The sequence below is a fragment of the Achromobacter colocynthidis genome, from assembly GCF_057334535.1.
The window spans coordinates 390,824-399,109 of sequence record NZ_JBHFIZ010000039.1; the positions used below are offsets into that span (position 1 = coordinate 390,824).

Consider the following 8,286-nt stretch of genomic DNA (forward strand, 5'->3'; position numbering starts at 1 on the left):
GGCGGCAATGGGGCCGCCCACGGCGCTGCCCGCGCCGGGTATGAACTTCAGCATGCCCGACACGACTGACCGGCCGATCAGCGTGGCCGCCGAGGCGCCCAGGGTGGACGTGACCAGCGTGGTGATGGCGGTGGTGTCCAGTTCCATGCCGAAGGTGATGCCGATCTTGGCAATCATGCCCACCTGGATAGGCACCAGCGCGAAGGCATCGGAAAACGGAATGGGCGCGGCGGCGGCGGAGGCGGCCAGGCCGGCGGCCACGTTGACCTCTATCTCAGCCCGCTTTTTTTTTACTTCCAGGGCCTTCTTGTTGCGGGTGGACAGCGCGTTGGCGTAGGCCCGCTGCTGGGATTCGGGGATGTACTCGGCCGTGACCTCGATCAGCTTGTCCAGGCCCATCGGCGGCAATTCCGCGTCCAGTTCCTCGATCCATTCCGGCAGCGCCCGCACCGCCACCACTTGCTTGGCGCGCGGCAGCAGGGCGCGCGCTTGTTCCACGAAGGGGCTGTTCTTGCGCGCCTTGGTCAGCACCACCACCACGGGGATGCCGGCGTTGGCCAGCATGTCGGCAAGCTCGATCTCGGCGTCTTCCACGCGATGGCTGCTGTCCTGGATGCAAAGCCAGGCCACGTGCAGGTGCTTGTCCTGGTCGTCGGACGCGGAGCGCTCCTGGATCAGGTCCGTCAACTGCTGGCGCGAGCGCGCGTAGTCGCCCACTTCCAGGCCGCGCGTGTCGATGATGGTCAGCGGGTGGCCGGGCTTGGTGTATTCCTGGGTGGTCTGGGTGACGGGCTTGCCCGCGCCGGTCCTGGCCAATTCGCCACGGAACACGGCATTGATCAGCGTGCTTTTTCCTACCCCCGTCTTGCCCGCGATCAGGATGTTCACGCGGCCCGCGCCGCGCGTGGCCGTGCTGATGGCGTCGGCGATGGCGTCCTGCAAGGCGGGGGAGTCGGGGCGTAGAGGCGGCATGGGGTAGGCGCGAAGGCGGAGGATTGAGCAACGATATCAGATGCGTCTGACATTCGCGCCAATAGCGATATTTTTGGCGCGGCTTGAACGAAGATCCGGGTTGATCGATAAGCCCGGCGCGTGGGCAGGCGCGCCGGGCTCAAAACAACCATTGCTGCCGTGGCGGGTGAGGAGACTTCGGACATGATGTTGGATATAAGCGTAGTGGTGATTTACCTGGCGGCGATGCTGCTGCTGGGCTGGTACGGCATGCGGCGCGCGAAGACGCATGAAGACTATCTGGTGGCGGGCCGCAACCTGGGGCCGGGCCTGTACATGGGCACCATGGCGGCCACGGTGCTGGGCGGCGCCAGCACGGTGGGCACGGTGAAGCTGGGGTACACGTACGGCCTGTCGGGGTTCTGGCTATGCGGGGCGCTGGGCCTGGGCATCATCGTGCTGAACCGGGTGCTGGCCAAGCCCTTGCTGAAACTGCGCATCTTTACCGTGACGCAGATCCTGGAACGGCGGTTCAGCACCGGCGCCAAGCACGTCAGCGCGCTGGTGATGATGGCCTATGCGCTGATGCTGGCAGCCACGTCCGTCATCGCCATCGGCACGGTGATGGAAGTGCTGTTCGAGCTGCCGTTCTGGGTGGCGGTGGTCGTGGGTGGCGGCGTTGTCGCGGTGTATTCCGCGCTTGGCGGCATGTGGTCGCTGACGCTGACCGACATCGTTCAGTTCGTGATCAAGACGGTTGGGCTGATGTTCGTGTTGCTGCCCATCTGCCTGATGCGGGTCGGGGGCTGGGACGAACTCGTCGCCCGTCTGCCTGCCGCCAGCTTCGACCTGACCTCGATTGGCTGGAGCACGATCATCACGTACTTCGTCATTTACTTCCTGGGCATCCTGATCGGCCAGGAAATATGGCAGCGCGTGTTCACCGCCCGCGATGAGCGCGTGGCGCGCGTGGCGGGCACCGCCGCCGGCCTGTACTGCATTGTGTACGGCCTGGTCGGCGCCTTGATCGGCATGACGGCCCAGGTGCTGCTTCCCGGTTTGGAAAATGCCAACAACGCCTTCGCGGCCATCGTGCAATCGCAGTTGCCGGATGGCATACGCGGGCTGGTCATCGCCGCGGCATTGGCGGCCATGATGTCGACCGCCAGCGCCACGATGCTGGCCACGGCCACCGTGCTGGCCGAAGACCTGCTGCCGGCCCTGCGTGGCGGGCGGTCTTTCAAGGACCTGCGCGTGCACCGCGTGATCACGCTGCTGGCGGCGCTGTCGGCGGTGGGTATTGCGCTGGTGGTGGACGACGTGCTCAGCGCGCTGACCTGCGCCTACAACCTGTTGGTGGGCGGCATGCTGGTGCCCTTGTTGGGCGCCATCTACTGGCGCCGCGCCACCACGGCCGGGGCCGTTGCCAGCATGTTGCTGGGCTGCGCCGCCGCGATCGTCTTCATGGTCAAGGACGGCCTGGCGGCCAACTCGCCGATCTACGCGGCGCTGGCAGCCAGCGCGGCCAGCTTCGTGCTGATCAGCCTGATGGGACGCGCCGGCGCGCCGTATGGCCAGGCGGCCGTGTCGCCGGCGGATGCCGACTGAACAATGCCAACCCTGTAGCGCCAACGCATCGGCGCCGCGTTATCGGCGCCACCCTTATCGACCCCATCTAATCGACTCCACCTAATCGACCCCTTTCAGGAAGACAACATGCGCTTTACACCGGAACGCCTTGCTGCGCTGCGCGCCCGCTTCGGCGGCGACAACGAAGCCGCCATCCATGACGCCCACTTTCGGGCGGTGGCCGCGAACATCATCGACAACACCGGCACGCGCAGCGCGCCCTATGCGGGCATGCCCACCTTGCTGTACGCGCCCGCCCGATACATCGACTGGCAGTCGCCAGACTTCGGTGACCTGCAGGTGGCGCTGGCGGGTGTGCCGATGGATCTGGGCGCCAGCAACCGCAGCGGCTGCCGCTTTGGGCCACGCGCACTGCGCGCCATTGAACGGGTCGGCCCGTACAACCACGTGCTGCGCTGTACCCCCACGCGCGACCTGCGCGTGGCCGACATTGGCGACGTGCCCATGCGCAGCCGCTTCAGCCTGGAGCAATCGCACGAAGATATCGAAAGCGCCTATGCCCAGATCCAGGCGGCGGGCGTCATTCCCGTGTCGGTGGGCGGCGACCACTCCGTCACGCTGCCGATCCTGCGCGCGTTGGGGCGGCGCGAGCCGGTGTCCCTGATCCACTTTGACGCGCATTGCGACACGGGCGGGCCGTTCGACGGCAGCCGCTTCCATCATGGCGGCCCATTCCGCCAGGCGGTGCTGGACGGCGTGCTGGACCCCACCCGCACCATCCAGATCGGAATTCGAGGGTCGGCGGAATACCTGTGGGAATTCTCGTACGAATCCGGCATGACGGTGGTGCATGCGGAAGACATCGCGCGGGTGGGCGTGCCCGCGGTCATCGCGCGCGCCCGCGACATCGTCGGCGACACGCCGGTGTATGTCTCGTTCGATATCGATTGCCTGGACCCCGCCTTCGCGCCCGGCACGGGCACGCCAGAGGTCGGGGGCGTGACGGTGCGTGAAGCGCAGGCGATATTGCGCGGGCTGGCCGGCATCGACATCATCGGTGGCGACGTGGTCGAAGTGGCGCCCGCCTATGACGCCACGGCAAACACGGCGCACGCGGGGGCGCAGATCCTGTTTGAAATCCTCAGCCTGATCAGCATTCGGCACGCGGGCTGAAAGGGCCGGATCGCCGCGCAGGAAAGTCGCTTGCAATTGCCTATCGCTTTGCCGCAAATGGTAATGGAAGGTTCCAGCGCGGTGGGCGTCGTGCGTAACCGGGTTTAGTACGGCGGGCAGGGTGCCGATGCACGGAAATGGTGCCGATTCGGCGCATTCGGCACCCTTCGTTCCGCTATGTGGGAAGGCGGCTTTCCGCCCGGTGCACACCCCAAAATAGGGGGCGAATGCGCCCATTCCACGTTGTTACATCTCAAATGTTTCTAAGCTCCTGGGACGGGGGGCGTCTGCGTAGAATCAGCGCCTCGTAAGGTTTCGCCGCGCTTTCAGCGGCACCATTCATGACCCGGTTTGCCCTCGTTCCCCGTTTGCTTCGCTCGCGTCCTTTGACCAAGGGCTTTCGCTATCTTTACCGCTATACACAGGGTGGGGCCTATCGGCACAACGAGACGCTGTGGCCGCTGGTGAAGGTGCGCCGCGAAGGCCGCGAACGGCTGGTGGCGTGTGATCTTGTCGGCGTGCGTGGCCCGGCGACGCTGCCAATGGCGCAGGTGCCGCAAGACATACGCGGCGACGCACATTTGATTCTTAGCGGCCCCTCGGTCGCCCAGATCGACTATGCGCGGTGCCATCTGGACACCGTCATGGGCGTGAACGGATCCATCGCGCTGCAACGCGCGCATCCAACGTTGCGCTTTCATTACTACGCGATGCTGGATGCGGGCTTCGTCAAGCGTCGGCGCGATCTGGTGGCCGACGTGCTGTCGCAAGACCTGCTGCTGTTCGTGACGCCCGAGGTGTATCGCTGGATCTCGTTCCTGTTCGATGCGAAGGCGGTCCGCTGCCGCATCGCGCTGTTTGAAGAAGTGCATCAGCGTGCGCTGCAACCGCGCGCGCAGCCGGACGAGCTGGAGGCGCAGTTGGCCACAGACCCCGAGCTGGTGCTGTTTGACGCGCACAACCCCCAGCACGCGCACGGCTTCAGCTTGAACCCGGCGCGCGGGCTTTTCGGTGGCGGCACCGTCGCCTACACGGCGCTGCAACTGTTGGCCTGGATGGGCGCCCGCACGCTGTACTTGCATGGCCTGGACCTGAGCGCCGCCGCGGGCCCGCGTTTTTATGAACAACCCGGCGCGCAGTTGGCCACCGCGCTGGACCGGCAGTTTGCCGGACACATCGAACCCGCGTTCCGACAGGCCAGCCACCTGTTGGCAGAGCGCGGCGTCAAGGTCTACAACCTGTCGGTCGACAGCCGCCTGGGCGACGACGTATTCGAAAAGCGTCATTGGAGCTGTTTGCTCAATCAAGGGGAATCTCCGCCTTCCCCGCAACGGCTTTCAGGCCTTTCATGATGAAAATTCTCTACACCAACTTTCACCAGGGCGACGGGGGCGGTCACACCACCTACGTCATGTCCTTGGCGCGCATGCTGCGCCAGCGCGCCCAGATCACGGTTGCCGCGCCGCGTGGCAGCCGTCTCCTGGCCGAGGCGGACGCCTTGCCCGGCGTGCATTCGATCGACCTGGAATTCAAGGGCCGGCCCTTCCAGCAATTGGGCGCCTTGCACCGCCTGCGCACGCTGTTGCGCAAGGAACGGTTCGATGTCATTCACGTGAACGGCTCGGCCGACCATCGTCTTTGCATGCTGGCCGCCGTGGGCATGGGCGCCAAGCGCCCGTTCATCGTCTATACGCAGCACAACGACCGTAACGCCAAGAGCCTGGGCGTGCGCGTGCGGGCCAAGTGGGGCACCAATCGCGTCATCTGCGTCTGCGGCCACACGTTCCGGCGCATGAAGGAATCGGTGTACCGCGATGAAGACCTGCGCGTGGTGCTCAATGGCGTGGACACGCAGAAGTACCAGCCGGCGACCCCCGAACAAGCCGCGCAGGCACGCGCCGCGCTGTTGCCCGAGGGCATGCGGCGCCGCTTCGTGATCGGCAGCAATGCCGGCACGGCGTCGTACAAGAACTGGTTGGACATGGTGACCGCCGTGTCGCTCCTGCCCGAGCATCAGCGCGACCAGGTCGTTATCCTGATTGCCGGCAAGGAACCTGATGCCGAACAGCGCCAGCGCGTGGCCGATCTGGCCATGACGCATCAGGTGGTGTTCACGGGGCTGCTCGATGACGTGCGCCCCTTCCTGGCCGCGCTGGATGTGGGCTTTGTGTTGTCGTCCCGGCTGGAGACGATTTCATTCGCCTGCCGCGAAATGATGGCGGCCGGCAAGCCGGTCATCGTCAGCAAGGTGGGCGGGCTGACCGAGAACGTCACCGACGGCCGCAACGGCTGGGTGGTGAACCCGGGGGCGGTGAGCAGCGTAATGACCACGGTATCCGCCATCCTGAACGACCGCGGCGTCCTCGCGCGGATGGGCGAGGACGCCCGCAACACGGCGTTGCGGGAATTTTCGCTGGCGCAGTTTGTGGGTCAGACCGAGCAGGTATACCTGGAGGGCAGGACGCCGGGCCGGCAATTCGGCCTGACGTCCTGACCCCCTCGCGGACTACTCGCTATACGACTTCGTGCTGTACAGGCTGACGGGTAGCAGGTTCAGCACCGGCAGGCCGGACACCGGGTCCTTGGCCTGCGTGTCGATGTAGGTCTGCAGCACGTCGGCGTCCAGTACGCCGATATCCTGGCGGCGTTCGGCGGGCACGTTGGCAAGGGTCTTGTACCCGTCGCCGCCCGTCGCGTTGAAGCTCAGCACGAACAGCTTGTAGGTGCGGGCGGCGTCCAGCGCTTGCCAGGTGGACGTGGCGGCATCCAGCACTTCAATGTTGGTCACGCGGTTGCCTTGCGCCTGCGCACCGTTCACGTCCCAACGCAGGCCGCCGGTATACGGGTAGGGGCCGGTTGACCCGCCCGCGCCGAAGACCGCCTGCATGCCGTCTTCCAACATGCCCTTGACCTCGGCGCCCGTGATGTCCAGCCGCCACAGCATGTTCCCGAACGGCACCACCTCGATCACGTTGGCCGCGGTCACGTTGCCTTTGAGCGCCACGCGCACGCCGCCACCGCTCTGCAGCGTGATGTCGGCGCCGCCGTAGCTGGCGTTGGCGACTTCCAGGTACGCTTGCGCCACCAGTTGCTGGATGTCGCCGCCGCGCAGGTCCACGCTGCCCAATGTGTTGCAGTCGGCGCTGGAGCGGCTGCGGTCGCGCGTCAGGCCCGGCACGCGGCGCGAGCACAGTTCCTGCGGCACCGAGGCCACGACGCTGGCGCTGAACACGTCGACCTTGTCCTTGAAGGGCTGTAGTACCGCGCTGGCCTGGGCATCCGGCTGCTGGATGCGCAGAAAGCCGCTGGCCGCCACATCGGCAAGCATGGCGGTGTTGTCGGCGGCGGCGGGGGCGGCGCCCGCCACCGTCAGCGCATCGCCCATCAGCACATGGGGCGTGCCGGCGCATTCGGTCACGTCGCCGTTGGCGTCGAAGCTGACTTTCAGTTCGCCCACGACCTGTGAGTATTCCCAGGCCTGTACCAGGCAGACGCGCTTGCCGTCCTTGTTCTGCAACACGGTCGGGTAGGCGCCCGACGGCGTTCCCACGCCGTAGTCCACCATGGCATCGGGACCCAGCAAGGTATGCGAATCGCCGCCCACCACCACGTCCACGCCGCTCAAGGTCGGGATGATCTGCTTGTCGTAGCCATAGCCGATATGGCTCAGCACCACGATCTTGTTCACGCCCTGCGCGCGCAGCGCATCAATCTGCGTTTGCGCTGCAATGGCTTCGTCCGAAAACAGTGTGCCGGCGTCCGGGCTGGACGACTGCTGCGTCTTGTTGGCAATCGTCAGGCCGATGAGGCCGATGGACTGGCCATCGCGTTGCAGCACGATGGACGGCTTGACCAGGCCCGGCGCGCGCGACGGATTCAGCGCGGACCCGTCGGCAAAGGTGACGTTGGCGCTTAGCAAGGGGGTCTGGCACGTGCCGGCGTGCAGCAGGTCGATGAAGCGCTTCAAGCCGCTGTCGCCCTTGTCGAACTCGTGGTTGCCCACCGCCATCGCGTCAAAGCACACGGTGTTCATCATGGCCGCGTCGGCCTCGCCGGGTTCGCCCGCGCGGTTGAAGTACAGCGTGCCGGTATTGGCGTCGCCGGCGTGCAGCTTCAGCACATTGGCGGACTGGGCCGCCAGCGTGTTGATGGCGCCGGTCACACGGGGAAAGCCGCCCACGTCCACGTTCACTGTCACCGGCGTGCCGGCGGCGTTCTTGAGTTTCAGGTCTTTCTTCTTGCTGTCCAGCGTGGAGTGGTGATCGTTGATGTGCAGGATCGTCAGTTCCATCGGCCGGCTGGCGGCCGGTTGTTCCGGTGCGGGCTGCTCCGGCGCCGGGTTACCCGACGGCTCGTCATCGTTGTCGTCGCCGCCGCAGCCGGCCAGCAACAGGGCGCTCAGCATGGCGGCGCCCGCAGTCCTCTTCCACGTATTCATTCGTGTGATCCCTCGTTGTTGAAGGGCGAATGGTTGCGTTGGAAGATGACGTGAAGATGAATGACAACGCTGTCATGAAGACACGCGGACCTGTCTTGCGCGTGTCATGAAAAAAGGCCCGGCGCATTCTGCGC

The 8,286-nt window shown here is 65.7% G+C and carries 6 protein-coding genes; 4 read left to right on the plus strand and 2 right to left on the minus strand.

Features of this window, described 5'->3' with window-relative positions; all coding sequences use genetic code 11:
* Positions 1 to 972, minus strand: a 972-nt coding sequence (locus tag ACE04A_RS28185) for a GTPase family protein (protein ID WP_485820748.1), incomplete at its 3' end; no start/stop codon positions are given.
* Between the two features lie 183 nt (positions 973 to 1,155).
* Here ACE04A_RS28185 and ACE04A_RS28190 point away from each other — a divergent pair.
* The 4 genes from ACE04A_RS28190 to ACE04A_RS28205 all read left to right on the plus strand — a co-directional run bounded on the left by ACE04A_RS28190 (position 1,156) and on the right by ACE04A_RS28205 (position 6,208).
* On the plus strand, positions 1,156 to 2,559 hold the full coding sequence (locus tag ACE04A_RS28190; protein ID WP_259252767.1) for a sodium:solute symporter family protein: 1,404 nt from the start codon (positions 1,156 to 1,158) through the stop codon (positions 2,557 to 2,559).
* Between the two features lie 108 nt (positions 2,560 to 2,667).
* Positions 2,668 to 3,714, plus strand: a complete 1,047-nt coding sequence (gene speB, locus ACE04A_RS28195) for an agmatinase (protein WP_485820749.1) — start codon at positions 2,668 to 2,670, stop codon at positions 3,712 to 3,714.
* A gap of 341 nt (positions 3,715 to 4,055) precedes the next feature.
* Positions 4,056 to 5,066: a WaaZ-like lipopolysaccharide core biosynthesis protein gene (locus ACE04A_RS28200; protein ID WP_448716920.1), complete on the plus strand. Its 1,011-nt coding sequence runs from the start codon at positions 4,056 to 4,058 to the stop codon at positions 5,064 to 5,066.
* Positions 5,066 to 6,208, plus strand: a complete 1,143-nt coding sequence (locus ACE04A_RS28205; protein ID WP_279993857.1) for a glycosyltransferase — start codon at positions 5,066 to 5,068, stop codon at positions 6,206 to 6,208. The genes ACE04A_RS28200 and ACE04A_RS28205 overlap by 1 nt, the downstream gene beginning before the upstream one ends.
* A 12-nt stretch (positions 6,209 to 6,220) precedes the next feature.
* Here the strand turns inward: ACE04A_RS28205 and ACE04A_RS28210 are convergent, their stop codons facing one another.
* Positions 6,221 to 8,152, minus strand: a complete 1,932-nt coding sequence (locus ACE04A_RS28210) for a bifunctional metallophosphatase/5'-nucleotidase (RefSeq protein WP_448716922.1) — start codon at positions 8,150 to 8,152, stop codon at positions 6,221 to 6,223.
* Positions 8,153 to 8,286 lie beyond the last annotated feature (134 nt).

Coding starts and splice junctions, on each gene's coding strand:
- ACE04A_RS28190 (WP_259252767.1), top strand. CDS start 1,156: ATGATGTTGGATATAAGCGTAGTGGTGATTTACCTGGCGGCGATGCTG.
- speB (WP_485820749.1), top strand. CDS start 2,668: ATGCGCTTTACACCGGAACGCCTTGCTGCGCTGCGCGCCCGCTTCGGC.
- ACE04A_RS28200 (WP_448716920.1), top strand. CDS start 4,056: ATGACCCGGTTTGCCCTCGTTCCCCGTTTGCTTCGCTCGCGTCCTTTG.
- ACE04A_RS28205 (WP_279993857.1), top strand. CDS start 5,066: ATGAAAATTCTCTACACCAACTTTCACCAGGGCGACGGGGGCGGTCAC.
- ACE04A_RS28210 (WP_448716922.1), bottom strand. CDS start 8,152: ATGAATACGTGGAAGAGGACTGCGGGCGCCGCCATGCTGAGCGCCCTG.